The sequence below is a fragment of the Agrilactobacillus yilanensis genome, assembly GCF_003946725.1.
GTDB lineage: Bacteria > Bacillota > Bacilli > Lactobacillales > Lactobacillaceae > Agrilactobacillus > Agrilactobacillus yilanensis.
Genome location: NZ_RHOY01000003.1, coordinates 131,316 through 157,710 on the forward strand (window position 1 = coordinate 131,316; position 26,395 = coordinate 157,710).

Genomic DNA, 26,395 nt, shown 5'->3' on the forward strand with positions numbered 1-26,395 from the left:
TTTAAAGGCCAGTCCCCAGCTTCTACAAAATCCAAAAATCATTAAACATTGAGGTAATTCACGATGCTCAAGCACATCAAAAGAAACTATCAATACTATCTGAGCTTTTTTATTCCGGCTCTCTTAATATTACTCTATTTTGCTTGTCGAGGCACCTATCCTTTTGGAAAATCTTCATTATTGACTGTCGATCTCGGCCAACAATATATTGATTTTTTTGCCTACTATAAAGCAAGTCTTTTACATCATCCCACCACACTGCTGTATTCCTTTAGTAAAGCACTGGGCGGCGATATGGTTGGCGTTAGTGCCTATTACTTAATAAGTCCTTTTAACCTTATCTTTTTAATAACCCCCCAGAAATATTTTCCGGTGGCTATTTGGCTGATGACCATTTTAAAATTTGGCTGTGCCGGTTTAACCAGTGCCATTTTTTTCAAAAAATCTAAGCTGCTGGATGGCCTGCTCGTGCCTACTTTTGGCGTCAGCTATGGCTTAATGAGTTATTTAGTCGTCAACCATTTTAATCTGATGTGGTTAGATGGCGTCATTATGCTGCCATTAGTTGCCTTGAGCCTGTCTGATCTTTGGTATCGAAAATATCCATTTTGGTTTGCAATTACTTTAGGCGTGACCATTTTATTAAATTACTACATTGGATTTATGGTGGTTCTATTCAGTATTTTATACTTCTTATTTTTAGCCGTCATTCGTAATTTGAATTTTAAACAATGGTGGCAGTCTTTTCTAAAATTTACCACTGGCGGGCTTTTAGGTGCTGGCTTAGCTGCCGTTTTATTACTTCCAACTTTAAGTGCCCTCACTGAGAGTAAAGGCCAATACACCATCACTAAAATTCATTGGCACTTTGAATATGCGCCTTGGCAAGGTTTATTAAAATTATTTATCGGTACTTTTAATTTTGATCAAATGTCCACTGGCTATGCCAATATTTTTACAGGTTCTTTAGCCTTGTTCGGTTTTATTTTATTTTTCACCGTGCGTCGAATCCCACTGCGGGTAAAAATCACTGCGGGACTAATCAGTTTATTTTTAGCACTTTCTTTATGTTATGAACCCTTGGATCTATTATGGCATGGCTTACAATTTCCAGTTTGGTACCCCTATCGTTTCTCATTTGTCATCAGTTTTTGGCTCTTAATTTTAGCCGCCTACACCTTGCGTTATACCCGCCAAATCTCTACTTTACAAACCCTACTCTGTCTTGGGGTTACTAGTGGTTTGAGTATTTTAGCGCTAAGTGTTAATAAAGATTTTAATTTCTTAGATCGCTCCCAAATTATCATCACCGCTTTGTTTATGCTGTCCATTCTTGTCCTGTTGAACCTGCGAACAACGCATTTTCACGGCATCAATAATTTATTTTTAATTGTTGTCACCATCGAAATGGGCACTAATCTTTGGCTGAGCTTAGATCCTATCAGTTATTTGACCGAAAACGAATTTGCCAATTATACGACCCAGCTCGTTAAAGGCAGCAATGCGGTCAAACAAAAAGCAACCCAGCCTTTTTATCGTATTGGCAAAACTTATGAACGGACTAAAAATGATCCTATGGAGGCAGATTATTACGGGGCTTCCCAATTTAATTCTATGATGGAACCTAAAGTAACCAAATTCTTTGGCAAAATTGGGCAACCAAAAGGTGATGGCTTCGTCACTTATAATAACGGTACGTTATTGACAGACGCCTTGTTAGGGATGCAATATTTCATGCATGAACGCCAAGATACTTTGTTACCAGCTATTGGCTCAACAAATAACAGCGTTTTACCAGTGGTGTCCTCTAGACCGGACTTAGCAGAATATACCACGACAGACGTTTTGAGTTTACAAACCATTCATAAAAATCCTTATGCCCTCCCTATCGCCTACATGGTAAATCACCAAGTGACCACCACTAAGGCTTATACAAGCTTTCCTTTAGCGCAGCAGGAAGCCATTCTCCATAGCACCGCACCAAACTTAACCCAACCGCTCTTCACAGCTGAAAGCTATCAAATAAAACTACAGAATATGAAACTTAAGAAAAAAGCCATTGGGCTAGATTATACTAAAATCAATACATCTAATCCCGGCAAAGTGACCCTGACTTTCACCCCAACTACTGATGATCCATACTACATGACCTGGGGCGCTTCATTAAATAATAAAGTCGTCGGTCTAAACATCAATGGACAAACGATTAAATTAGATGATAGTTATGACAACACACTGGTTTATGGCATTGCCGATCATCAAAAAGACGAGCCCATCAAAATCACATTAACTTCAAAAGGCGATAATCTTTGGTTAGATAACTTGAGCATCTCGCAAATGAATCGAAAACTCTTTAAACGCTGGAATCAACAGTTACAAGCGCAAAGTCTGAAGTACACCAAAGTAACCCCATTGACAATCTCTGGCACCATCACCGCCAAAGAGGACCAAGTTTTAATGACCTCGATTCCTAATGGTAAAGGCTGGCACATTAAAGTCGATAATAAACACGTTAAAAAGCGCCAATTACTCAAAACATTCGTTGGCGCCCAGTTAAAACCCGGGAAACATAAAATTACAATCTATTATCGACCACCCTACCTCATTACCGGATTAATCATTACCAGCCTCGCAATTATCGGCATCGGCAGCAGCATCATCTTGGAAAAGAAAAGAGCGGGAAAGGGCACGGTTTGACTTTGAGCATAACCTAAAATTACGCTGGAAGTCCGAACTTGGCTTACAAGTAATTTGTAGTTATGTGAAAAGTCAGTGACCTTGAACGCGTTTAACTCAGAGCGCGAACTAGAGCGGGAAAGCCTCGAATACTAACCTAGAATCTTGCAGGGTGTCGTCAGACACACAAGAGATTCGTAGTTAGGTGAGAGCTTTGCTCTAGTGAGCGCGTTTAGGTCAGAGCGCGAACTAGAGCGGGACAAAAGACGAGTTGATTTTGAGCATAGCCTAGGCTAACGCCGTGAGCGGGCTTCGCTTACAAGTTAGACGTGGCTAAGCGCAGAAATCAGTCTTTTTGAACGCGTTTAAGCCAGAGCGTGAGCCAACACGGGTGATTTCGCAATATAACCTAGACTTGGTAGATAGTCGCCTGCGACTAGCAACAAGGCGTAGTTATATGTAGAAATCAGTGTTGGTGAACGCGTTTAGAGCGGGAAAGCCTCGAATACTAACTTAGAATTATAAAAGATCAATAGATAACCTAAAAGGAGCCTGAATCAAATTAATTTTTGACCCAAGCTCCTTTTATATTGTCCTGCATAGCCCCAATAACCGTTTAGCCATTGCACAAAAAAAGTGCTGGTAAAATCTGCCAACACTCAAAATCAAAAAAACTAAATTGAAGACTTCGCAGGTTCAAAGTGATAAACCGGACTATCCGCTGCAGCATCATAATCCACAGTTAAATCATATCCGGAAAAGAACCAATCATCTGTCGCATCTATAGAAAAAATTAAACCGTCAATTTCTGTCTTAACAAGTGGTGTTGTAGCAATTTCTCGGGCAATGCCAATTGAAAAACCTTCATGAACATTGGTCTTGCCATAAACTTTACCAAAAAAACGAATACCTTCACCAGCTACTAAATCCATTTCGGACTTAAACCATTGAATAGCCTCATTAGAAACGGTTATTTCCATCTGAAATACCCCTTTTCAATAAAATTACGGTACATTCTTATTATACCAAAATTAATCTAAGAAACTAGTCCGTGTTTAAAAGCATAAATTGCCGCCTGTGTTCGATCTTCTACTTGTAATTTAGATAAAATATTAGAAACATGGGTCTTAACTGTTTTTAACGTAATAAATAAAGCATCCGCAATTTCCTGATTACTTTTACCTTGCGCAATCAATTGCAACACTTCTTGTTCCCGATTCGTTAAATCTTCATAAAGCTCTGTCTTATTTTGATTAGAGATATGGTTCATCATTTTCGTGGTTACTTCAGGTTCCAATACCGATTCACCTGCAAAAGTCTGGCGAATGGCTTTAGCAATTTCCTCAGCCGTAGACGTCTTTAAAATATAAGACGCCGCACCAGCTTCAATCGCCGGATAAACCTTCTCATCATCAATAAAACTCGTCAAAATAATAATTTTAGCTTTAGGCCAAGCTTTTAGGATCTGCTTAGTTGCTTCAATGCCATCCATTTCTGGCATGACCACATCCATTAAAATGACATCTGGCTTTAAATCTAATGCCTTTTGCAAACCAATTGCCCCATTATCCGCTTCTCCAACAACATCAATATCATCTTGAATACTTAAGTAGGTTGAAATACCTAATCGAACCATTTCATGATCATCTACAATTAATACTTTAATCAACTTGCCCCTGCTCCTTTATGACGGGTATGCGAATTTCCACACTCGTACCTTTATTCGGAAAACTAATTAACTTGAAAGCCCCACCAATTGCATTCGTTCGTTCACGAATGTTATTCAAGCCATAACTGCCGGCCTCACTAACTTGTGCCATATCAAACCCAACACCGTCATCGACAACCTTTAATAAAATGACTTGATTTAATTTCTTTAAGTAAATATCAATTCGATTGGCCTTAGCATGACGTAAGGTATTAGAAAATAATTCTTGAACAATTCGGAACAAGTTATCTTCTACCCCCACAGGTAAGTGCACATCATCTAATTCTGCATTAATCTCAATCTTGATCTTAGTCTGTAATTCCTTCACCAAAGATTCAATCCCTTGGCGCAGACTCTTACCTTCTAAGTTCGTTGGCCGTAAGTGCAATAACAAAGCCCGCATTTCTGATTGTGCTTCATTAATGACCTTTTCAATCGTGGCTACTTGTTTCATGAGTTTGTCGCTATTTTCAGCAGAAGCCTGTCGTTGAACGACTTCATTCAATGCCGATAACATCATCATCGCCGCAAAAAGCTGCTGGCTCACTGAGTCATGGAGCTCTCGAGCTAAACGATGGCGCTCTTCTTCTAATATTTGTTCCTTAGATTGTCCAGACACATCAATCGGCTGCTCAGAATAAATTTGAACCTCTTGTTGTAATTTTACAAGTTGTTGCCGCAATTGTTCAAGCCCTAATTCAATATTATTATCCGAAACATCACTTTTAAACAGGTCATCTTGATATTGCTGACCTACTAATTTCTGTACTTTATTATTCAGTTGCTCATACTGCCGTTTTTGGCTCACAAAAACGACGAGTGTTGCAATCGCACCCGTCACAACTGCTATTAAAAACAAATAAACCCCAATGGGGACTTTAAAAATTCTTGTTCCTAAAACGGTTAATAATGCCGCTGCATCCCGATAAGCAATAAAATAAGCTAAACTGATAGCAACCATCAAAATCAAAGCACTAAACGTTGTTGCGAGAAATATAGAAATTCTAGATGATCTGGTCATACATAAATCACCTCTAGATCCCCAATCAAAACATTCGTAATGATACGTAACTCACGACTATCTTCTTGGTCATTTAAAGTCATATTAATTGTTTCGTTCTTCAGATTATATTGTTGTTCATCCAATGTCAACTTACCTAGCAACACCGAGTGGTTAATGCGTACTTTAGTGCCTACTGGTACTAAGATTCGTGTGCGGCCAAAACTCTTTCGTAGCAAAATGACATTTTCGCGATTTGTCGGCAATAAAGTATTACCCAAATCAATAATTGTATCACCCGCGATAACTGATAGATTAATATCATCCCAAGTATAAATTTGTTCACCAATTGTCGTATCCCCAAACCAGTGGTGCACTTGTCGTTCTTCAGTATTTAAATCTTTTGGGGCATCCGTCGTAATATCCGGTGCAATATAGGCTTTACGATTCCAAGGCATCAAACTGCCCAAACTCCGTGGTCCCTTACTCCAGCCCGTATTGGTACCAGTGACTAGAACCATAAAGAAAAATATGATCAGCAGTAAAAACCAAAAACTTATATTTTGTCCTAAAGCCAGTGCAATAAGAATTAAGCCCACAGCCTTCAAAGAATCTTTACGCCGAGGAGTTGTGTCCTGCGTTTTTTTAGCCTTTTTAGCAGCACGCTTTTGTTGCACTTTCGGATGTCTTAATAAACAAAGAATACCTAATACTAATAAAATCAGCGAACCGGGATTATTAAAAACTTGCCAGCCAAGAATTGCAAATACAAAACAAATCATAATGGCAAAAGCCGTCCAAATACCATTCATAATAATGCTCCCTTAAAATCCGTATTAAGTTATTATACACTATTTTAACAGCTTTTATAGCAAACAAATAACCAACTAAGCCTGATATTGCATCAGACTAAAGACCGAAAGATAGCACCGCTTTAATTATAATTTAACGACAAATAAAAACGAGGTCAAAATTGGTTTTTGGCCCCGCTGTTTTATTAAATTCAGTTATAACTTAAAGTTAAACTGGATCTCTTTACGTTATTTAAATTTACTTCACTTCTGTAATGGTAACATCCATCGTACCACCTGGTGTTTGAATGCTAACTTTTTCACCGGTACGTTTGCCTAACAAAGCAACGGCAATCGGTGATTCATTAGAAATTTTACCTTCAAGAGGATCTGATTCTGCAGCCCCAACGATCCGATAAGTCTCAGGATCATCTTCACCGTCTTCTAAAAATGTAACGCTCTTACCAACGGAAACTTCATCTTCCGCAACGGTTGATGCATCTACAACATCTGCAAAACGAATCATTTCTTCGATTTGAGAAATCCGTGATTCAACAACACTTTGTTCGTCTTTAGCAGATTCATATTCAGAGTTTTCAGATAAATCGCCAAAACTTCTAGCGATTTTGATCCGGTCAATAACTTCTGGTCGTTTGACTGTTTTTAAATTTTCTAATTCTTCTTCTAACTTTTCTTTACCTTCTGCGGTCATTGGAAAAGATTTTTGTGCCATGTTGATACACCTCATTAAATTAATTTGCTACTTTTAGTTTTTTCATTACAAGTAGATATCATATTTATTGAAAAGGTTTTTGTCAATAGACGGACTTAATTTACTTTTTCAAATCATATAATCTTAACAAGCTACAGATAGGAGGCCGACACAATATAGCTTACTAGTGTCAGCCTCCATCATCTGTGAATGCCTATTTTTAAAATTAATTATTGCCCTAAACTTGCATTAGTTTGTAAATGCTGGGAGTAGTTGTGGCTATAATAAACTTTACCAGTCTTCAAATTCGCTACAAAATAAAGATAATTTTGATCTCGATCTGATGGATCCAATACAGCTTGAATGGACTCTAGACTTGGTGAATTAAACGGTCCTGGCCCATAACCTGTATTCTTGTACAGATTATAAGGTGACTTAACCGAAGTATCTTTATTCGTCAAGCTTTCTTTATGGGTATTCAAAGCGTACATTACTGAAATATCAGATTGAATCGGCATATCTATGTCTAAGCGGTTCAAAAAGACCCCAGCTATCTTACGCCGGTCACTCTTTGTAACCCCTTCTCGTTCGACAAGGGATGCCAATGTTAAGGTTTCTTGAACTGTCATATCATTTTTAGAGATTTGACTATAATAAGGCGTCATCACTTGATTCATCTTCAAAACCATACTATCCACTAACGTCTTTAAAGTATCGCCTTGATAAACATCATAACGCGCTGGGAATAGATAACCTTCTAAATGGTAGCGCACCTTTTTAGAACTCATTGTAGAATCTAGCAACTTAGGATATTTCTTTTGCAGCCGTTTCAAATAACTTTCATCTTTCATCAGCTTCATAAAATCTGATTTTTTAAATTTCGTTTCTTTTTGAATGGCCGTCCCAATTTCTTCAATGGTTACCCCTTCTTTAACCGTCACCTTAGCAATCACCTTTTTAACTGGACCTTGCTGTAACTCGCTGGTAATTTGCGCTAAAGTTTGCGCTGGTGAAAAGGAATATGTGCCCGCTTGAAAGGCTGAGAAATTATGTGTTTTCACATAATAGTTAAAAACCGTGGCACTTTTAATAATATTTTTATTTTCTAATCTTGTAGCGACTTCTTTATTCGTAGAACCAATTGGAATCTTAACCGTTACTTGTGCTTTACTGTCTTTGTCTAACGGTTTTAATGAACTGCTCACATAATGATAACTGGCAAAGCCTAAAATAATTATCAAAACGATTAACACACCAATAACCCAAGTCACAATTTTATTTGCAGCTTTTTTCTCGGTCCGACGCTGGTGTTTTCGTTTTTGCGCGGCAGCTTCTAATTCCGTTTGGGAATCGTCTTTATTATTATTCTCACGCAAAACTAGCCCTCCTGAATGCTTAATCTATAACATTATACAAAACTTAGCTAGAATTTGCACGAGCTTATCACAGAAACATGATTAAATTTATCTAATTTCCGCATGAACCTCTGCTTTTAAATGATCAACAATCTTCGCCATTTGTTCATTAATCGCATCTTCTGTCAGCGTTGCTTCTGAATTTTGGAATGTCAAACTATAGGCTAATGATTTATGGCCTAGTTTAATATTTTTACCTTGATAAACATCAAATAGCTGAATGTTTTGCAAATATTGACCGCCACGGCGCTGGATAATCGTAACAACTTGTTCATTAGAAACATCTTTTTCCAATAATAAGGCAATATCCCGAGTCACTGCTGGATATTTAGGGGCACTTTGAGAAATCAACCGTTCTGAAGTTAAGGTCAAAAGTGTCGTTAAATCTAACTGGAAGACATAAGTTTCATTGATATCGTAAGCTTTGGCAATTGCGGGATGCACTTGACCAATAAAGCCTACAAACTGCGTCCCAACATAAATATCTGCTGTCCGCCCTGGATGCATCTCTGGCCGTTTCTCATTTGGCACATACGTTACCGCTCCGGTGTAATTATGGGCGGTTAAGAACTGGTCCACAATGCCCTTTAAATAATAAAAGTCAGCAGCTTGCTTTGTTTGTAGCCAATTTGCTTGTTTGACTAAGCCCGTTACGGCCCCTGCCAAATATTCCCGTTCATCTGGGCGAATGGCCGCTTCAGTCTTAGTAAAAGCACGACCTTGTTCATAAATCGCTAAATCCGTTTGATTCCGGGCAATATTATAAGCAACATCATTCAACAAACCACTAATCAAATTCAACCGTAAATAAGCGTGGTCTACAGTCATCGGCCAATCTAGTTTTGTTAAAACATCATTTTGCGTCATTAAAAATTGTGTTGCCTTTGTTTCAGTCGTTAAACCATAACTGATGACTTCAGATAAACCAGAAGCCTGCATCATTTGTTTTGCCCGTCGAATAAATTGTTGCTGCGGGTTAAATTTCCCAGGATTCATTGCCACAACGGGTAGGGTTGAAGGTAAGTTATCATAGCCGTACATCCGGGCAACTTCTTCAATCAAATCTGCTTGGATACTAATATCCCAGCGTCTTGGCGGTACACTGACCATTAATTGGTCATCCGTTTCTAATTTGACACCGAAACCTAAACGTTCAAAAATATCAGTGATTGTGTCTGTACTTAATGTTGTCCCTAAAACATGGTTAATTCGACTCACTTTAATAGCAACAACCGTATCTTCAGCCACATAGTCATTACCAACCAAGATACCTTTAGCAACTTGGGCATCTGCCAACTCTGTCAATAAGCTAGCTGCAGCTTCTAAAGCTTCTTGAATCGACGCATTATCAATACCTTTTTCAAAACGTGTTGAGGCGTCTGTTCGCAAATTATGACGTTGCGCGGTTTTACGAATACTTGTGCCGTTAAATAATGCAGATTCCAAAACAACTGTTTTTGTCGTATCTGTAATTTCAGAATCTAAGCCACCCATAACCCCAGCAAAGCCTAAAGGTGCAACACCATCTGTAATGACTAAATCTTCCGTTGTTAATGTCCGTTCAACCCCATCTAAGGTTGTTAAAGGTTCATCGGCTTTAGCATTACGGACCACAATTTGTTTTGGCCCTAATTTATCATAGTCAAAGGCGTGCAATGGTTGACCATAAGTCAGCATAATATAATTTGTAATATCGACCACATTATTAATTGGCCGAACACCCGCATGCCACAAACGAATTTGCAGCCACATTGGACTTGGTTTGATCTTGATATTTTCAACAACCCGCAAGTAATAAGCTGGTACTTTAGCTTTATTTTCAACGGTTACTTTCAACAAATCACGAGCTGGTGTCTGACTTTCAGTTACAACCGGCTTTTTGAATTGTGGTTTCTCATTGTACATCGCGCCGACTTCCCAGGCGGTCCCATGCATCCCTAATGTATCTGCCCGATTGGGGGTAATATCAAAATCTAAAATAGCATCATCCATCCCTAAATACTTAAAGACAGGTTCACCCACTGTAACAGGTTCAGTGAAAACATAAATTCCGTTGGCATAATCTTTAGGCACAACACTATCTGAAAAGCCGATTTCTTGCAAAGCACAAATCATGCCTTGAGAAACAACGCCACGCATTTTGCTTTTTTTGATCTTGACATTATCTGCAATTCTGGAATTTGGTAAGGCGACAATGACATCTTGTCCGGCAGCCACATTAGGTGCACCACAGACAATTTGATAAGCCTCAGCTTCACCGACGTCCACTTGGCAAATATGCAGATGATCTGAATCCGGGTGAGGTTCTACTTGATTAATATGCCCCACAACAATTTTTTTCAAGCCTCGGCTCGGATAATCGACCCCAGCCACTTCAATCCCTGTTCTAGAAACTTTGTCTGCTAAAACGTCAGGATCTTCCGTTAATTTAATATAATCTTGTAACCATTGATATGAAATCTTCATAACGTTTATTAATCCTCCACTTTGAATTGATGTAAGAAGCGAATATCATTCAAATAAAATTGCCGAATGTCATCAATGCCATACTTCAACATCGCAAATCGATCTGGGCCTAAACCAAAAGCAAAGCCACCGTAAACTTCCGGATCAACACCGGCATTTTTAATCACATTGGGATGCACCATGCCCGCACCTAAAACTTCAATCCAACCAGTATGTTTGCAGACCGCACACCCTTCACCGTTACAGTTAAAGCAAGAAACATCTACTTCTACAGAAGGTTCGGTAAATGGAAAATAACTTGGCCGCAATCTAATTTCGCGATCTTCACCGAAAAAGTGCCGTGCCAAAACTTCCAATGTGCCCTTTAAATCAGCCATTGTGATATGTTTGTCCACCACTAAGCCTTCAATTTGATGGAATTGATGGGAATGGGTAGCATCATCAGTATCCCGACGATAAACACGACCGGGACTGATCATTTTTAGCGGACCTTTAGAAAAATCATGTTTCTCTAAAGTTCTAGCTTGTACTGGTGATGTATGTGTCCGCATTAATACGTTTTGCGTAATATAAAATGTATCTTGCATATCCCGTGCGGGGTGATCTTTAGGCATATTCATCATTTCAAAGTTGTAATGATCTTCTTCAACTTCTGGACCATCGACTACTTGATAACCCATGCCAATAAATAATTCTTCAATGTTATCCATAACTTGGGATAATACATGGCTCGTCCCAACAGAAACCGGCCGACCTGGCAACGTCACATCGATCGTTTCTTCTTGTAATTTTTTATTTAAAACTTGTGCTTGTAGTTCGTCTTTTTTAGCTTCAATGGCTTCAGTCAATGTATCCCGTACTTCGTTTGCAAAAGCACCAACTTTTGGTCTTTCTTCAGCGCTGAGATCTTTCATCCCTCGAAGTACATTTGTAATTGGCCCCTTTTTCCCAAGCAAGCTGACTCTGATGTCATTTAAAACCTTTGTAGAATCTACTTCTTGAATTTGAGCCAAGCCTTTTTGTTTTAAGTTGTCCAAATCATTTTTTAAACTCATAATAAAATTCCTTTCGCCATTTTTATTCAAAAAAAGACCCCATCCCAAGAAAGGGACGAGGTCTACACGCGGTACCACCCTAATTTACAACACTGATCAGCATCAGTATTATACACTTCATGTTTAACGGCCACTCAACCGGAACACTTTCAATTAACTCTAGGTGTCAACTCAGGAAGTGAATTCATAATCATCAAGTTGGGTTTCCTCTCAGAACTTGGAAACTTCTCTGACAACTTCAAAAATTATTACTACTTTCCTTCAACGTTTTTAATGAATATAAAGTTATAATACCGCATTATGACTGATTGTCAACCGTCTTAATGACACTCGCTATCTTTGACAAACGTATCTGCCCAGCTATGAACGGCAGTCATGACAGGGCCTAAAGCCGCACCCTTTTCAGTAAGACGATATTCAATCAAAGCTGAATCACAAAATGTTACCCGTTGGACAAGACCTTCGCTTTCCAACTCCTTCAAACGTTCAACCAATACCCGGTCACTGCATTTTGCAATGTTGCTGGAAAGATCTTTAAAACGCAATGCGCCGTGCTCCAATAAAACCTCGATGATTAAGCCGTTCCATTTTTTACCTAGGATTGAGAAAGTTTTGGTAAATTTTGGACAAAGTTGTGCATTTTCGCCACAACAATCGGCTTCTACGCTACTTTTTGTTTTTTCAATCATAATGTCACCTCTACTTACTAAAAAAAAGTATAAACAAAAAGGCCGCTTATCGCAACCTTTTTGCTAGTATTTTTGATGATTAAATAGAAACACCAAATCTAAGTTTGATTTTATCGGCAACTCGATGATATAACGGATCACCAACTTCTTCTAAAGCACAATAATCATCTACTAGTGTGACAACCCAGCTTTCCTTATATCTAGGTAAAGCTTTGGTGGCACCAAACATATGTTTAACGATGATATCTTTTTCCATTGGGGTTAAGTCGGTTAACTTCTCAGCGTTTCTTAAAGCGATACGGGGATGGACATAGGCATGTGTGCCCATATCAAACTTCGTATTACGCCAATCGTAATAAAATAAATCGTGTAACAAACCGGCTCTTGCCAATGCTCTTGTGTTCAAATCTAATTTTTTGCCAATTAAATAGCTGCGGTAAGATACATGCAAAGAATGCTCCAACCGATTAGAGTAATAATGCTGCGTAAACTCTGCCAATCTTAACACTTCGTCACGTACCAATAAATCTGATACCAATGCGACATATTCAGAATCATTCTGCCAATTCTTTTCTGACATTCAAAAGCTCCTTTTATAGACAGTCACATAATCTTTAGCAACCTTAATTATAACATGCTTTTCACGTTAAATAAAGATTATTGGTGTAGGTAAAACATTAAAATACCTGCTGCAACCCCGGCATTAAGGGATTCTGCCTTGCCAAGAATTGGAATATACAAATTTTCATCCGTCTGCGCTAAAATCTCTGGACGGACCCCATTACCTTCATTACCAATAACCAAGCCAAAATCTTTTAAAGGCGTGACTGTTTGATAATTTTTAGCTTGAGGATCTAACGCTGTTCCAAAAACTGATAAACCTTGCTGTTGACATTGTGCCACAGCTTCGGTCAAATTTCCTTTATAAATCGGTAAATGGAATTGACTACCTTGCATCGCCCGCAAAACTTTGTCATTATAAATAGATACGGTCTTTTCGCCTAGAATAACGCCAGCAAAACCTGCCGCATCGGCAGTCCGCACCATTGTGCCTACATTACCAGGATCTTGCAAGTCATCTAGCAGCAGCCAAGCACCTGAAAGTTGTTTTGGCAAAGCGGTATCTGTAATTTGCATCACCGCAAAAACACCTTGGTTCGTTTTAGTGGCTGATAAATGCTGGCTCACTTGGGCGCTAATTTGAATAAGTTCAAAATCAGCGGCATATTTTAAATAAGGTAAGATTTGCGTTTCGGTAACTAGTAACTGCTGAATTGGCGCTTTACTTTGAATCGCCTCACTAATTTCATGCCGACCTTCCAGTAAATATTGCTGCTGGCGATTTTGATATTTTGTCTGCTTCAATTTGATGATTTCTTTAATCGTGTCGTTTTTTGGAGAATCAATTTGTTTCAATACTTTTACTCCTGACCGTTTTTTATTGTATTATAACATTTATTGATCACAAAAAAGAAAGTAGGTCCATTATGATTGAAATAGGTGTGGCTTTAACGGTTTACGGCCGTGTTCAAGGCGTTGGCTTTCGTTATTCTGCAAAAATTTTAGCAGATAACTTAGGTATCAAAGGTACTGTACAAAATAATCTGGACGGCAGCGTCTACATTGAAGCTGTGGGGCGGCCAAAACCACTAACCGCTTTCATCGATAATATTAAAGCCTCACCCACACCTTATGGTAAAGTGACCCATGTTGACGAAAAAAAACTAGGACTTTTGCCCGATTTTTCGGATTTTAAGGTAATTGGTTAAAAATCTATATTGAAAAGTCTATAACCTTAACGTATAGTATTTTTTGGATATATAGATGAAAGGAAGTAAACATGAAAAACAAGAAGCTTAAATATTTCTTGCTGATTATGGCTGCGGTTTCTTTAGTAGTCGTTTTGAGCGGTTGTCAAATGCAAAACATGTATAAAGCTGGTCAAAAACCGCCAACTGGGGCAATTTATGGTACTTTATATAATATATTAGCCGTTCCAATGCAACATTTAATCAACTGGACTGCCGCTAAAATTGGGGGCCCAAGTGGTTATGGTTGGGGTATTTTAATCATCACCTTTATCGTTCGATTGGCAATTTTACCATTGATGCTTTACCAATCTAACAAGGCAACGATTCAACAAGAAAAAACAAAAATGATCCAACCGCAATTAGCGTTAGTGCAACAAGCATTAAAAGATGTCAAATCTCAAGATGTCCAAGCCAAACTTACTGCTTTACAAATGGATGTTTATAAGAAAAATAATATGAGCATCATGGGCGGTATTGGTTGTTTACCATTACTAATTCAATTTCCATTTATGATTGCGATTTATCAAGCGGTTATGTACTCTCCAGAGATTTCTTCCGGCCGCTTCTTAGGCTTTAGCTTAGGACAATCCAATATTGTTGTTGTTATTATTTCCACATTGCTTTACTTAGTTCAAAGTTTCATCATGCTCAAAACAGTGCCTGAAGCACAGCGGCAAGCGATGCGAATCACTGCTTTGATGGGCCCAATGACGACTTTCTTCATCGCCTTAATCGCACCTGCTGGGTTAGGTTTATACTTCTTAGTCGGTGGGGTTATCGTCGTCATTCAGCAAATTATTGTAACTTACATTATGACACCTAGAATTCGTAAACGGATCGACAAACAATTAAAAACAAAACCCGTTGTAGAAGTCGTTACCGAACAAACCATCAGCAATTTGATGGCCCAAAACGGCACTGCGGCAGCTAGCGGTAACAGCGCAGCCTCATCAGCAACCGCTGCTAATTTAGAAAAAATTCATGAACGAAACCGTAAACGAAATACCGGTAAACAACGTAATCGTTAGGCGCTTAAAAAGGCCGCAATCAAAAAATATTTTTGGTTGCGGCCTTTTTATATTGTTAAACGATGCAGCTTACACTTTTTTTATAACTTCTAAAGCCAACTGACGCCCCAGTGCAGCTGGTTCTAGGCCGTGCCCACTGGCAAAAACGCCACACTGACTGTTTTGTTTATCGCCTAAAAAAGCAGTGGCTGTTAAGCCTGTTTTGGTCGTGACACAATGACAGCCTAACGGAATAGTACAATCGCCCTCTAACGTTTGTAAAAAACTACGCTCACAAGTCAAAGCCATATACGCCGCTGCATCATTTATTTTTGCCAACAAGGCTTTAACTTCAGCGTTTGTTTCATGACATTCTAAGGCCAACAAACCTTGCCCTGGCGCCGGTACAAAACGATCCATCGGCAAGGGTACAAAATTTAATCGACTGGCATCCAACAAACCTAAGCGCTGTAAGCCCGCTGCAGCTAAAATTAAGCCGTCAAAATCTTGTGTTTGCAGCTTTTCTAAGCGTGTTGGCACATTGCCCCGAATATTTTTAAATTGTAAATCATGCCGTAATTGCGTCAACAAGCTGACCCGTCTCGGACTACCTGTTCCAATAACTGCCCCTTTGGCCAATTGTGAAACTGCCGTTATACCTGGTTTTTTAAGCACTAAGACATCATAGGCAAGGGCTCTTGGCGGTACAGCCGTAATCATTAACTGCGGTGCCAATTTAGCTGGTAAGTCTTTAGCGCTATGCACTGCAAAATCGATGGTGCCATTTAACAGCTCAGTTTCTACTTCCCGGGCAAATAAGCCGTTACTGCCTAGTTTTGTTAAGGCGGTATGCGGCTTTAAATCCCCCTTGGTCTTAATGGGTACAATCTCAAAGCGACATTGCGGCACAACCGCTTCTAGCCGCTGAATCACTTCATTTGTTTGGGCCAAGGCTAGTCGGCTACCCCGAGTGCCAATGCGAAAAACTTTATCTATCAATGAATCCCCTTCTCATGTAAAAAAGTGACGTCTGTCTTGACTGGCAATGCTGCCAATTCAGCCATTGTTAACTTTGCTTGATATTGTGTCTCGGTTACCGCTTCAGTTAAGATAACTTGAGTTGGCGCCATCGTTGCACACCAAGATTTTGTAATCGCCTCAAAGCGTTGCCGCTCTGAATCATTTAGACTGATGGGCCACACATCTGCGCCTAACTTTGCATAGTCCAATACTTGATTATAGTCCAATTGCGACATTACTAACACTAAAGTTTCTCCAGCTAATGGTCGTTTTGCTGCCCAATTAGTCGTCGCTTCATAATTTTGAGCTACTGCGCCAAATAAAAATAAAGCTGGATTTTTTATCATTTTAGCGTGCACTGTTGAGACAAGGTTTATCAAAGTTGTTTTAAATAACCGTTGCCGGCCATAACTCACTTGCTGTCCGATTAAAACCGGTAAATCTTTGGGAAACTGCGCCAATAAACGCTGCTGTATCGCTGCAATCTGATGGACGCCCATATACACCACCAGCGTCTGTTCTTGGATCAGCTGATTTAAAACCGTCTGTTCTTCTTGAATCTGCTGACCCGTTATTAACGTTACCCCATGGCTAATCCCCCGTTGTGTCAACGAAACACTGCTATAAGCCCCCAATGCTGAAGCCGCAGTAATGCCGGGAATAATTTCAAAATCAAGCTTTGCTTGCTTAACAGCCTGTAATTCCTCATCTAACCGGCCAAAAATGCTAGGATCGCCACCTTTTAAGCGAACGATCGATTGAAATTTTTGTGCTGCGGTTATCAGCTGACTTGAAATTTCTATTTGAGCTGGCCCGGGTAAATCTGGATTTTTCCCAACATCCACCAGTTCTGCCTGGGGATTAGCCAACAATAATAATAATGGATTAATCAAACGATCGTAAAAAACAATTTCTGCCTGCGCAAGCGCATTTGCGCCGGACATGGTTAATAGCCCTGGATCCCCAGAGCTACCACCAACAAATATAATTTTTGCCATTTTTACACCATAATATAAAACTTACCAGCTTCAATCGCTGTTTCATAAACTGGAACATCTTCCAAATCATCTTCTGTGATTGGCTGCCCAGTCACTAAATTCAAATGCAAACTGTGTAGTGGACAAATCACTTCTTTACCACTAACCATACCGTCTGCTAGTGGTCCACCAGCGTGGGGGCAAATATTGCCGATAGCGTAAATTTCAGTATCGCTAAGTTTAAAAACGGCAATAGATTCGGCGCCATTTTTAACTTCTAAACCCATCTTCAATGGTAGATCGGCCACTTCTGCAATATAGACTTTTTGCGTCATTTATTGTCCCTCCTTTACTGTACGACCTGTAATATCAACAACTGTATAAAGTGCTTTTAAGGTCGTTTCATCTTGAAGCCGTGCTTGCCAAGGTTCCAAGCCGTTACGATAGTCACGATAAGCTTTTTTCGCAATTTCGCCCCGTTCAAGATAGGCATTGCGTTGACTTTCATCTTTTAGCATGGCAATGACATTATCCACACCAGCACGTTGCACAACTTTGAAAGTCCGTTCGCCATAATGGCCATGTTCCCGGTACCATTGTAGGTAAGCGCCAAAGTAAGTCATGATTTCATCTTCAGTTTCAACAACATCCAATAACGATGCCGCAACAACTTGTGTCCCATTATTACCGCCAATATAAAGCTGGTAGCCACCGTCAATACCGATAACTCCAAAATCTTTTGTTAAGACTTCTGAGCAATTCCGTGGGCAAGCTGTAATGCCTAATTTTACTTTATGCGGGGTATCAATACCGGCAAAAGCCACATCTAATTTTTCAGCTAATGTTTCTGTATTGATGTTGCCAAAACGACACCAATCTTTCCCAACACAAGTCTTAATTTCACGAATCGCCGTTTTTTCGTAAGCTTCCCCAGAATCCATATCTAGTTCATGCCAAACTTTTGGTAAATCTTCCTTGCGAATACCATATAGACCAATCCGAGAAGCGTTCACGACTTTGATCATTGGTACATGGAATTTTTCAGCAACTTTCGCAATCTTGATTAATTGTTCTGGTGTCGTACGACCGGCAATCATTCTTGGAATAACGGAGAACGTGCCATCATTTTGAATATTTGCTAAATAACGTTCATTGGCCCAACGTGCACTAACTTCTTCTTTATGTTCCCCAGGGAAGAGCATATTCAAGTAATAATTTATCGCTGGCCGACACTTATCGCAGCCATCTGGGTTCAGCCAATTTAAGCCTGCCCGGACTTCTGCAGAAGTTAGCCAATGATTTTCTTTAATCGCCTTGATAATCGCTTCATAGGATAATGTGGTACAGTCACACATAACTTCGTGCATCCCTTCAGCCTTATCCCCTAATTCTAATTTCAGTAACGCTTCAATGACGGGCTTACATTTACCACAAGACGTCCCGGCTCGAGTGGCTTTACCTACCCCTTCAACAGAGGTTAAATCTTTTTCACGGATTGCATCTAAGATCGTCCCTTTTGTGACCCCATTACAGCCACAGACAATCTCATCTAAAGGCATGCTCGCCACATCGTTACCATCATCGGCTTGACCATTATACAGCAAGGCTGTTGCTTGATATTCTTGAATATCTTCTTGATGTTTGATCATCCCGAAGTAACGATTGCCATCACTAACATCCCCATACAGAATTTCCCCGCAGACAATACCGTCTTTGACAAAAATTCGTTTATAAGCGTTGTTAACCTCATCCATGGCAATGATGGACTTCACTTGATCATTTTCTTTAATATGCCCAGCAGAAATCAAATCAATACCTGGTACTTTTAACTCAATTGTTTCCTGCACTTCTCTGAAAGGTTCCGTTGGTTCACCACACAAAACATCCGCGACAATTTTAGCTTGGACATAAGATGGTGCCACAGTCCCAATGCACGCGCCGGCGTGTTCCATACATTCGCCAATCGCATAAATACGGCTGTCTGAAGTCCGCATAAAGTCATCGACTTGAATACCCCGATCCACTTTTAAACCAGCAGCCTTGGCGATTGCTGTTTCTGGCCGAATCCCTAAGGACATCACAACCATCTGAACATCAATAACTTCACCATTATCAAATTGTAACCCTTTTACCTTACCAGATTCATCACCTAAAATTGATTTCGTCTGCGCACCTAAGTAAAATTTTAAACCTCTTGCTTCCAAATCTTTTTGCAATAATTTGGCTGCTGTTTCATCCAGTTGCGTGGCCATCAGCCAAGGGGCCAATTCAATGACGCTGACACTGGCGCCTTGATCCACCAAACCAGCAGCAGCTTCTAAACCTAATAATCCCCCACCAATGACCGCAATGCTCGCACCTTGTTGTGCCAGACGCTGCATATATTTGCCATCATTAATCGTTCGAAAAGCCACCACATTTGTCAACGTATGTCCCGGTACCGGTAAAACAAACGGATAAGAGCCCGTTGCCAGTACTAATTGATCATAAGGCACAACTTGTCCAGATGCCGTTGTCACCAACTGCTGGGTCCGGTCAATAGCTACCGCCGGATCATGATTAATCAAACGTACGTTATTTTCATCATACCAAGCCTCATTATTTGTAATAATGTCGGGCCAATCCATTTGTTTTTCTAAAACTTCAGATAATAAAATACGATTATAAGCTGGATAATTCTCATCACCAATTATAGTGATTTCAAAAAGGTCAGGATTGCACTGTAACACATTCTCAACAGCACGGATTCCGGCCATCCCATTACCAATGACCACCAGTCTCTCTGACATAAAAAAAGCCTCCCCATGTGATTTATTACACATATAAGTTGCCTAAATTATACCAGATCACTACTAAGGGCCCCACAAAATCCCGTTAAAATAGGGTATCCCCTTAGTTAAAGTTTCGCCAAATAGCGTTGAATGGCCTGTTTTACGCGCTGCACTTTATGAATATTTTGCCCATCGCTGCCAATATTAATCGTCACTTCATCATATGTAATGGTTGCAAAATTATAAAAATTAGAAGTTTGCTTATCAGAAGTATTATTTACCAATTGATCTTGCCCGACAGCGGCTGCAATACGCCGATTTAAAGTTGGCGCATCGGTACAGCAAAAAATAAGCTCCTGTTCCAATAAATCTTTAAATTCAAACGGCCGCTGCCGCTGATACTGAACTAAAGGCCCTATCTCCGGCAAAATAGTCGGTGCCACCACAGTAATAACTGCGCCTGTTTCTTGTAGGCCTTTAATTTTACGCAACGCAATCTGACCACCGCCTACGATTAAAACACGGCGTTGCTCTAAATCTAAGGCAATTGGGTATTTTTTCATGTTAAACCTCCAAAGTTAGTTGGATCTAAAGTCTACAAATCGTTATAATAAGATATTAAGTCTGCACGTTACACGTTGGGGGAATTTTTGTGTCAAAAAAAACTGTTGAGTTATCTTTTCCAAAATTAGTTTTAATCATTGCAACAACCGTCTTTTCATTTACAAGCATGTCCAATGCTTTTTATCTAATGTCTTATGCCGCTATGCCTTGGTATATTGTGGCCGGCTTACTATTCTTTGTACCTTATGCTTTAATCGTTTCAGAGTTCACCGGCAACTTAGGACAATACAGCGGCGGCCTATACAGTTGGATCGATCATAGCTTATCACAAAAAGCTGCTTTTTTAACAACGTTCTTGTGGTATAGCAGCTATACCATTTGGCTAGCTAGCCTATTTATGAAACTATGGATCCCGTTATCTATTTTAAGCTTTGGCCAAGATTTAACAACACGGACGGCTAGTTTTTGGCACATTCCGCAAATTTATTGGTTAGGGTTAGGCTCTTGTATTTTAGTTTTAATTGTTGTATTTCTGATCAATAAGGGCTTCTTCACAATTTCACGATTTATGCTGTTAGGTGGCAGTTTAATTGCCTTATTATTTGTAGTTATGGCCGTCAGTAATCTTATTTTACTGGTCAATCATCATGGTCAGTTGAGTCAGCCAATGCAACAACATATTTTATTAAATTCACCGAATCGTGATTATCAAGGCTTACTGGGCAATTTGGGCTTCTTCATCTTTGGCATCACGGCCTTTGGGGGGCTAGATACTGTGGCTAGTTTAGTCGATCGTGTCGGTCATAATAAACGTCGTTTTCCATTTGCAATTTTGATCGCGGCTATCTTAATCACAGTAACTTACTTAGCTGGTATTTTCCTATGGGGCGCCAGTGCAAATTGGGCAGCTATTTTTACAAATCAAAAAGTAAGCCTTGGTAATGCCATGTATTTTCTAATGTTTAACTTGGGCCATCAACTCGGTGGCGTTTTAGGCCTTTCCAGTGCGGGGACTTTAATTTTAAGCCAAATTTTCTTGCGCCTGACAGGTTTAGTTTTGTTCTGGGCTTATATTGGGCTTATTATGACTATCGCTTATGCACCTTTGAAGTCAATTATTACTGGAACACCTAAAAATTTCTGGCCGCACTTTTTAACTAAAGAAAACAAACAAGGTATCGCAAGCCATGCTGTTTTGGGTCAAGGTCTTTTAATTATCGGTCTCATTTGGCTCGTTGTCTTCAGTAATGCCCATGCGGTTAATCTATATAATAATTTAACGTTGATGACAAATGTGTCACGTTCTATTCCTTATTTGATCGTAGCCATTGCCTTTATCCAATTTCGCAAACAGCAACATGACTATCAATTGATTGCCCCACGTTATGCCAATTTGGCCAGTGGCTTAGTCATCACAACGATTTTAAGCGCCATTAGTTTTTCAATTATTTTACCGCTATTCAAAGCGCACTATTTAGAATCAATGCTCTTATTAATTGGGCCAATGATTTTTAGTATTATTGCCGTTATTTTGTACCATCACTTTAATCGTCAAATAGAATTATCCTAAAGTAAACTCAAAAAGAAGCTTAAACATTCCTGATTTCAAGAATATTTAAGCTTCTTTTTATGTTGTACATTATTCTATTGGTTTATCAGAATCAGAATCTGTTTCAGCTTTTGCTTCAGCAGCAACAGCATCGTTACGCTTGACCGCGAGGGGGACATCAATTCTAAAAATTGAGCCAGAACCGACACTGCTTTCCACAGAAATTCGACCTTGATAGCTTTCGATTAATTTTTGAGCAATGGACAGGCCTAAGCCATTCCCACCCTTATCTTGGTCACGATTCCGGGCTTTATCCACACGATAAAAACGATCAAAAATCTTCCGTCGATCTTCTTCAGGAATACCTAGTCCAAAGTCCTGAATTGCAACGTTCACAAAACGGGCATCCTGGGCCACTGAAATATGAATTGCTTTGCGCTTATCCGAATATTTCACGGCGTTATCCAACAAAATAATTAAAACTTGTTCCAAATGATTCCGATAAATTTGAACATAGACTTCCGGTTGATGGAGATCCAAATCTAAAACAATATTAAAATCCGGATGCAACATCTTGAAGTTATTATAAACTTCTTCCACTAAGGCATGCACGTCAATGGTTTCATGAGCATATTGTTCCTCAATTTGATCAGCCCGTGATAGATCTAACATTTCTTGAATTAAATACTTCATTCTTTGAATTTCTTGCAGTGACGCACCTAAAGATTCATCTAAAACTTCCGGGTCATCTTTCCCCCAGCGGTTTAACAGTTGTAAATGTCCTTCTAATACAGCCACTGGTGTCCGCAATTCATGGGAAACATCTTGGACAAAATGATTTTGAGCATCCACAAAACGCTGTGTCTTATCTAACATATGATTAAACTCATCTGTCAGATCCGCTAACTCATCCCCGGTATTTAACGCCGGTACCCGCATTTGTGTCCCCGGCTCTACTTTTATAACTTCAATAGCATCACTTAAGGCACCAATTGGCTTTAAGAAATGGCGAATAATCAAAAATGAAGCTAAGCCACCAATAACGACGGCAACAATAGAGTAGATCACAATAAATAACCGCAGTCGGCTCATATTATGTTGAAAGCTAGACATTGTGTTCACGACTTGAATGTAGCCAATTTTCTTATGGGTTGTCCGTGAATAAACAACCCCAATGCCAACCAATGCTTTTTGATTATTAACCTGGCGTTGGTGGACACCAACTTTTTTATTTTTTAATGGTAAAGAGGTTGCTTTTGTCGTAAATAACTGAATGCCTTTTGCATCATAGACGCCCACATTAATATCTTTACGAGATAGCTTTTGAATGACAGAATCTTGAAAAACATCTGTCTGATCCCAGCTTGCTGAGGATGCAATCGTTGTTTCATTATTAGTTTCAATATTTAATCTTGGCAATACTTTATTTGTCGTTAAGTTGGTCGTTGCCGTATCTAAACGCCGATCAACTGCCGTAATCGTTTCCCGGACAGTTGTCTCCTCTTGGCTAATCAAGACTTCCTGCACCGTATAATAAATCACGCAAAAAAAGATCAATAATGTCCCTAAAATGATGCCCGCCATCCCTAGCGTCCATTTTGCTTTAAGGGACCGCTTCAAACCTCTTTTTTTCTTTTGGTTTTGATCTTCCATGAAAATTAAAGATCCCCCTCATCAAGAACTAAGAGCGCATAACATAACCGGTTCCCCGGACAGTTTGGATGTAACTTGGTTTACCAGAGACGTCAATTTTATTTCTTAAGTAACGAATATAAACATCGACGACATTGGTTTCAGCATTAGAGTCATAACCCCATACTTTACGCAACAATAGTTCCCGTGACAAAACAACGTTGACGTTTTCCATCAAAGTTAGTAATAATTCGTATTCCCGTTTAGTTAATTCAATGACATCATCGCTACGACGAACGACGCGATTTTCTTTTTCAATCGTTAAGTCACGATAAGTAATCGTATGTTGCTTGTTGGCGTTATGTTCACCTTCAATATCAATTCGGCGTAACAAAGCCCGTAAACGTGCCAGTAATTCTTCAATTGCAAATGGCTTTACGATATAGTCATCCGCACCATGATCTAACCCAGAGACACGATCAATAACGGAATCTCTGGCAGTCATAATAATGATTGGCGTATTTTTGACTTGTCGAACACGTCTAGCAACTTCTAGACCATTTAATTCTGGTAACATCAAGTCTAGTAAAATGGCATCCCATTCTTCATTTAAAGCAGCATCTAAGCCCGTTCGGCCATTAAAATAGACCTCTGCATCATAACCTTCATGCTTTAATTCTAATTCAACAAACCGAGCTAAATTTTTTTCATCTTCAATTACTAATACTCTACTCATTAAAAGTGTGCGCTCCTTATCCTATCTTTTTATCGTTCTAATACGTTTACAATATAACCGATGTTACTAATTCACCAATTATAATTTTAACATAAGAACCCCAGCAATACATTAAAAACTGTTAAAGCTAGATCAAAATTATAAATAACAGCTTTAATCTAAATTTTATAAAATTAGAATCACTGATTCAAGGGGATGCCCTGTAGCTGTAAGTATTGGTTAATTCACCTCAAATACAGCCGTCATTTTGTTATTTTAAAACTAAATAATTCCTGACAAAATCATAAAAATAAGACTAGTGCCAAAATAGAATCCTGACACCAGTCTTATCTTAATTAAAAAATTAATTATTGTTCTTTATACCAAGTATAGTGGAAAATACCTTCTTTATCCACACGGTTATAAGTGTGTGCGCCAAAGTAATCCCGTTGTGCTTGGGTTAAATTAGCTGGTAAAACTTCACTACGGTAAGAATCGTAATAAGAAATAGCTGCACTCAAAACAGGTACCGGAATACCAGCTTGTGTTGCTAAAGCGACAATATCACGAATAGATTGTTGGTAGTTTTTAGCAATATCTAAGAAATATTGGTCTAATAATAAGTTTTGTAAATCTGGTTTGCGATCATAAGCATCTGTAATTTTTTGTAAGAATTGAGCTTTAATAATGCAGCCTTCACGCCAGATAGAGGCGATTTCACCATAATGTAAGTTCCAATCATAGTTTTCTGAAGCCACACGCATTTGTTCAAAACCTTGGGCATAGCTCATGATTTTGCCAAAATATAAAGCCTGTCTAACTTTTTCGACAACTGCTTTAACATCATCAACTGCTGGTTTTTGTGTTGGGCCAGGTAAAACTTTGCTTGCCTTAACACGTTCATCTTTTAATGCAGAAATATAACGGGCATAAACAGCTTCTGTAATTAGAGATTGAGGTACCCCTAATTCTAAAGCGTTTTGAGAACTCCATTTACCTGTTCCTTTATTACCGGCAGCATCTAAAATCATATCAACGATTGGTTTATCAGTGCCTTCGTCATCTTTACGAGTCAAGATATCAGCTGTAATTTCAGCTAAATAACTAGATAATTCGCCTTCATTCCATTCTTTAAAGACGTCAGCTAATTGTTCCACAGAATAGCCCAAAACGTTACGCATAATATTGTAACTTTCAGCAATTAATTCCATATCGCCGTATTCAATCCCGTTATGCACCATCTTGACATAATGACCAGCACCATTAGGCCCCATGTAAGCCACACAAGGTGCGCCATCTTCAGCTTTAGCCGAAATTTGTTCTAAAATCGGTGCAACTAAATCATAAGCTGCTTTTTGACCACCAGGCATCAAAGAAGGGCCTTGTAAGGCACCTAATTCACCGCCAGAAACGCCCATACCAATAAAGTTAATACCGGATTCGTCTAACTTTTCGCTACGACGCATTGTATCTTCAAAGAAAGTATTGCCGCCATCAATTAAAACATCACCAGCATCTAAAAGTGGTAACAATTCATCAATTACAGCGTCTGTCCCAGCACCAGCTTTGACCATCATCAAAATCCGACGTGGTTTTTCTAAAGATTTAACAAAATCTTCAACACTATAGCTTGGTACTAATTTCTTTTCACTATGATCTTTCATGACTGCTTCAGTTTTGGCAGCACTACGATTATAAATTGCAACCGTATAACCTCTGCTTTCAATATTTAAAGCTAAATTCTTGCCCATTACGGCCATACCAATAACGCCAATTTGTGGCTTATCCATTAATGATCATCCTCCTACAACTTTCTTATTTATCCTAGCACATTTAC

Annotated in this window: 23 protein-coding genes and 1 other annotated feature; of the genes, 4 read left to right on the plus strand and 19 right to left on the minus strand. The window is 39.2% G+C overall.

The features are described from left to right. Positions 1-63 precede the first annotated feature (63 nt). Positions 64-2,697 carry a YfhO family protein gene (locus tag EKM93_RS03555; RefSeq protein WP_125713145.1) on the plus strand — a complete coding sequence of 878 codons (2,634 nt, stop codon included), beginning with the start codon at positions 64-66 and terminating at the stop codon, positions 2,695-2,697. Positions 2,698-3,350: 653 nt separating this feature from the next. Here the strand turns inward: EKM93_RS03555 and EKM93_RS03560 are convergent. The 11 genes from EKM93_RS03560 to EKM93_RS03610 all read right to left on the minus strand — a co-directional run bounded on the left by EKM93_RS03560 (position 3,351) and on the right by EKM93_RS03610 (position 13,928). After that, positions 3,351-3,656: a HesB/YadR/YfhF family protein gene (locus EKM93_RS03560; RefSeq protein ID WP_125713147.1), complete on the minus strand. Its 306-nt coding sequence runs from the start codon at positions 3,654-3,656 to the stop codon at positions 3,351-3,353. Positions 3,657-3,712: 56 nt separating this feature from the next. Beyond that, a complete protein-coding gene (locus EKM93_RS03565) occupies positions 3,713-4,345 on the minus strand; it encodes a response regulator transcription factor (RefSeq protein ID WP_125713149.1) in 633 nt (210 codons plus the stop codon). Beyond that, a complete protein-coding gene (locus EKM93_RS03570; protein WP_125713151.1) occupies positions 4,338-5,405 on the minus strand; it encodes a sensor histidine kinase in 1,068 nt (355 codons plus the stop codon). Before EKM93_RS03570 ends, EKM93_RS03565 begins: the two co-directional genes overlap by 8 nt. After that, positions 5,402-6,196, minus strand: a complete 795-nt coding sequence (liaF, locus tag EKM93_RS03575) for a cell wall-active antibiotics response protein LiaF (RefSeq protein ID WP_125713153.1) — start codon at positions 6,194-6,196, stop codon at positions 5,402-5,404. Before liaF ends, EKM93_RS03570 begins: the two co-directional genes overlap by 4 nt. Positions 6,197-6,434: 238 nt before the next feature. After that, complete coding sequence (gene greA / locus EKM93_RS03580) at positions 6,435-6,908, minus strand: transcription elongation factor GreA (protein ID WP_125713155.1); 474 nt, start codon at positions 6,906-6,908, stop codon at positions 6,435-6,437. A 209-nt stretch (positions 6,909-7,117) separates the two neighbouring features. Next, on the minus strand, positions 7,118-8,263 hold the full coding sequence (gene mltG, locus EKM93_RS03585) for an endolytic transglycosylase MltG (protein ID WP_125713157.1): 1,146 nt from the start codon (positions 8,261-8,263) through the stop codon (positions 7,118-7,120). An 87-nt stretch (positions 8,264-8,350) separates the two neighbouring features. After that, entirely contained in the window at positions 8,351-10,768 is a 2,418-nt protein-coding gene (pheT, locus tag EKM93_RS03590; protein WP_125713159.1) for a phenylalanine--tRNA ligase subunit beta, read from the minus strand. Between the two features lie 8 nt (positions 10,769-10,776). Next, on the minus strand, positions 10,777-11,823 hold the full coding sequence (pheS, locus tag EKM93_RS03595; protein WP_125713162.1) for a phenylalanine--tRNA ligase subunit alpha: 1,047 nt from the start codon (positions 11,821-11,823) through the stop codon (positions 10,777-10,779). A 48-nt stretch (positions 11,824-11,871) separates the two neighbouring features. After that, positions 11,872-12,097, minus strand: a binding site (T-box leader). A gap of 46 nt (positions 12,098-12,143) precedes the next feature. Beyond that, positions 12,144-12,509 (minus strand): winged helix-turn-helix transcriptional regulator, encoded by a 366-nt coding sequence (locus EKM93_RS03600; protein WP_191988483.1) that lies wholly within the window; start codon positions 12,507-12,509, stop codon positions 12,144-12,146. Positions 12,510-12,591: 82 nt separating this feature from the next. Continuing rightward, positions 12,592-13,092 (minus strand): HD domain-containing protein, encoded by a 501-nt coding sequence (locus tag EKM93_RS03605; RefSeq protein WP_125713166.1) that lies wholly within the window; start codon positions 13,090-13,092, stop codon positions 12,592-12,594. Between the two features lie 77 nt (positions 13,093-13,169). Beyond that, positions 13,170-13,928, minus strand: coding sequence for a TrmH family RNA methyltransferase (locus EKM93_RS03610; protein WP_125713168.1), 759 nt, complete (start codon positions 13,926-13,928; stop codon positions 13,170-13,172). Positions 13,929-13,999: 71 nt separating this feature from the next. Here EKM93_RS03610 and EKM93_RS03615 point away from each other — a divergent pair, with 71 nt between their 5' ends. Continuing rightward, positions 14,000-14,281 carry an acylphosphatase gene (locus EKM93_RS03615; RefSeq protein ID WP_125713169.1) on the plus strand — a complete coding sequence of 94 codons (282 nt, stop codon included), beginning with the start codon at positions 14,000-14,002 and terminating at the stop codon, positions 14,279-14,281. A 71-nt stretch (positions 14,282-14,352) separates the two neighbouring features. Continuing rightward, positions 14,353-15,351: a membrane protein insertase YidC gene (yidC, locus tag EKM93_RS03620; protein WP_125713171.1), complete on the plus strand. Its 999-nt coding sequence runs from the start codon at positions 14,353-14,355 to the stop codon at positions 15,349-15,351. A 69-nt stretch (positions 15,352-15,420) separates the two neighbouring features. Here yidC and hemC read toward each other — a convergent pair whose 3' ends face one another. The 5 genes from hemC to EKM93_RS03645 form a co-directional block, all read right to left on the minus strand. Further along, a complete protein-coding gene (gene hemC / locus EKM93_RS03625) occupies positions 15,421-16,329 on the minus strand; it encodes a hydroxymethylbilane synthase (protein WP_125713173.1) in 909 nt (302 codons plus the stop codon). Further along, positions 16,326-17,348 (minus strand): uroporphyrinogen-III C-methyltransferase, encoded by a 1,023-nt coding sequence (cobA, locus tag EKM93_RS03630; protein WP_125713175.1) that lies wholly within the window; start codon positions 17,346-17,348, stop codon positions 16,326-16,328. Before cobA ends, hemC begins: the two co-directional genes overlap by 4 nt. 2 nt (positions 17,349-17,350) lie before the next feature. Next, a complete protein-coding gene (gene nirD / locus EKM93_RS03635) occupies positions 17,351-17,662 on the minus strand; it encodes a nitrite reductase small subunit NirD (RefSeq protein ID WP_125713177.1) in 312 nt (103 codons plus the stop codon). Next, positions 17,663-20,116, minus strand: a complete 2,454-nt coding sequence (gene nirB, locus EKM93_RS03640; protein ID WP_125713179.1) for a nitrite reductase large subunit NirB — start codon at positions 20,114-20,116, stop codon at positions 17,663-17,665. Between the two features lie 107 nt (positions 20,117-20,223). After that, positions 20,224-20,661, minus strand: a complete 438-nt coding sequence (locus EKM93_RS03645; RefSeq protein ID WP_125713181.1) for a precorrin-2 dehydrogenase/sirohydrochlorin ferrochelatase family protein — start codon at positions 20,659-20,661, stop codon at positions 20,224-20,226. Positions 20,662-20,750: 89 nt separating this feature from the next. Between EKM93_RS03645 and yjeM the strand changes: the two genes are divergently transcribed. Beyond that, complete coding sequence (gene yjeM, locus EKM93_RS03650) at positions 20,751-22,232, plus strand: glutamate/gamma-aminobutyrate family transporter YjeM (protein WP_164506977.1); 1,482 nt, start codon at positions 20,751-20,753, stop codon at positions 22,230-22,232. 69 nt (positions 22,233-22,301) lie between these two features. Here yjeM and EKM93_RS03655 read toward each other — a convergent pair whose 3' ends face one another. The 3 genes from EKM93_RS03655 to gndA form a co-directional block, all read right to left on the minus strand. After that, on the minus strand, positions 22,302-23,864 hold the full coding sequence (locus tag EKM93_RS03655) for a HAMP domain-containing sensor histidine kinase (protein WP_125713185.1): 1,563 nt from the start codon (positions 23,862-23,864) through the stop codon (positions 22,302-22,304). Positions 23,865-23,892: 28 nt separating this feature from the next. Continuing rightward, entirely contained in the window at positions 23,893-24,579 is a 687-nt protein-coding gene (locus EKM93_RS03660) for a response regulator transcription factor (RefSeq protein ID WP_125713187.1), read from the minus strand. A gap of 347 nt (positions 24,580-24,926) precedes the next feature. Then, entirely contained in the window at positions 24,927-26,348 is a 1,422-nt protein-coding gene (gene gndA, locus EKM93_RS03665) for an NADP-dependent phosphogluconate dehydrogenase (RefSeq protein WP_125713189.1), read from the minus strand. Positions 26,349-26,395: the final 47 nt, after the last annotated feature.